Genomic DNA, 1,736 nt, shown 5'->3' on the forward strand with positions numbered 1-1,736 from the left:
GGCGGCACCACCCGCAACGGCGAGAAGCTCTACCTCAACCTCCAGGTCACGCGGCAGATCCAGTCCGACTGGCTGAACGAGGCCGACATCGGCATCCTCGCCCGCAACCTCGACTCCTCGACCCTCGACCTCCGCCTGGTCTCGGGCTTCACGATCGGGTTGCGCACGCTGGGCGACAGGCGGGGCTTCGAGGACACCACGCTGATCCTCGGGCGGATCCTCAACAACCGCTACGGCCTCGACGCGCACTGCGCCACCGCCACGGCCTGGAACACCTCGATCCGCTACTACGGTGGCCACTTCGCCTGTGCGACCGGGATCAACCCGACGATCGACCGCTTCGGGATCCGCTTCTCCCGCGGCGCTCCGGACGCCTACAACAACCACAACCGGCACGTCTTCGACGCGCCGAACTTCGAGCTGCGCCAGCTCGACCCGAACGTCGCCATCCCCTTCCTGAACGAGACCAATGGCAGCGCCATCATCGGCCGGGCGCTGCGCATGGAGGCCTGCTCGCCCATCGTCGCCCGCCACACCGGGGCGGCGCAGGACTGCGAGTACGAGGTGGCCTGGGCCAACACCTACCAGGTCGGCATCGAGTACACCCCGACCGCCACCCGCTGCGGCAACGCGGTCTACAACCGCCACCGCGCCCCGGCCTCGCGCCACCTCCGCCTGCTCGGCAATGTGCCGAACCTGCGCGCCGCCGCCTTCCGGCACAGCGCCGCCGAGATCGGCGTCGAGGGCCTGGCGACGGTCGCCACCTCGACCACCGCCGCCACCACCCTGGCCGGCCTGTCCTTCAACGGCCTGGACGGCATCACGCCGACCGGCCGCGGGCTGCTGCTGGAGGCGCAGCGTGGGCTCGCCTTCGTGGTGGACTGCTCCCAGGCGAAGGAGTTCGCACTCGCCCACTGGCTGGTCGCCGGCGCCGACGGCGGGCGGCTCTTCGTGCGCTGCTTCGACGCGGCGATGGCCGTGCGCGAGGACCTCGCCGGCGACGTCCTCGCCTCGCTCACCACGATGCAGTGGAACGCCCCCGCCAAGGCCTGGACCGGCGGCGCGGTGATGGCCGACGCCTCCCTGAACCGGCGCATGACGGTGCGGCTCGGGCCCGCGGTCGCCTTTGCCCAGATCGGCATCGTCGGCTTCGATGGGCAGATCGAACTCGAGGCGCTGCGCCTGTATGGCCTGCCGGAGCACGCCCCGGCGCTCCTCTGCGGCACGCCCGCCCTGCCGGTGGGCCAGCGGGAGTTCGTCGCGGAGACCAGCTGGGACCTGCCCTCGCTCGCGCCGGGTGCAACCAGCCTGCTCGACGTCACGATCACCGGCTGCCGGCAGGGCGACCTGGCACAGGCGGCGCTCGCCTCCTCCACGCGCTTCGTCGAGCTCGACGCCACGGCCTGGACCACCAACACGGTCCGGGTGATGGCCAGGAACATCTCGCCCTCCGCCACCTTCGACCTCGGCCCGGCCACGCTCTCCGTCGCGGTGACGAAGCGGCGACTTCCGTAGCAGACCAATCATGGTGCGCTTGACGTTCCCACACGGGAAGGGGGCAGGCTGGCGCTGCTGGTGCGGTCGAAGGTCGGAAGCATGTCACGCCGCCACGGCGGTCGGCTGGAGGATCAGATCCTGACCGCTCTCGGGAGTGCTCTGGTCGACGGCCGCCTGGACGTCGCCGATCATCTGCTGCGGGCCCTCGAGGCCCTCGCGCCCAGCTTGGCCCCGGGATC

The 1,736-nt window shown here is 71.3% G+C and carries 1 protein-coding gene; it reads left to right on the forward strand.

The window, feature by feature from the left end; translation table 11 throughout:
• Positions 1–1,515: hypothetical protein (locus tag ET526_RS13315; protein WP_135468200.1), on the forward strand; the 1,515-nt coding region annotated here is incomplete at its 5' end.
• Positions 1,516–1,736 lie beyond the last annotated feature (221 nt).

The sequence above is a fragment of the Crenalkalicoccus roseus genome, from assembly GCF_004761865.1.
In the GTDB taxonomy this organism is placed as follows: domain Bacteria; phylum Pseudomonadota; class Alphaproteobacteria; order Acetobacterales; family Acetobacteraceae; genus Crenalkalicoccus; species Crenalkalicoccus roseus.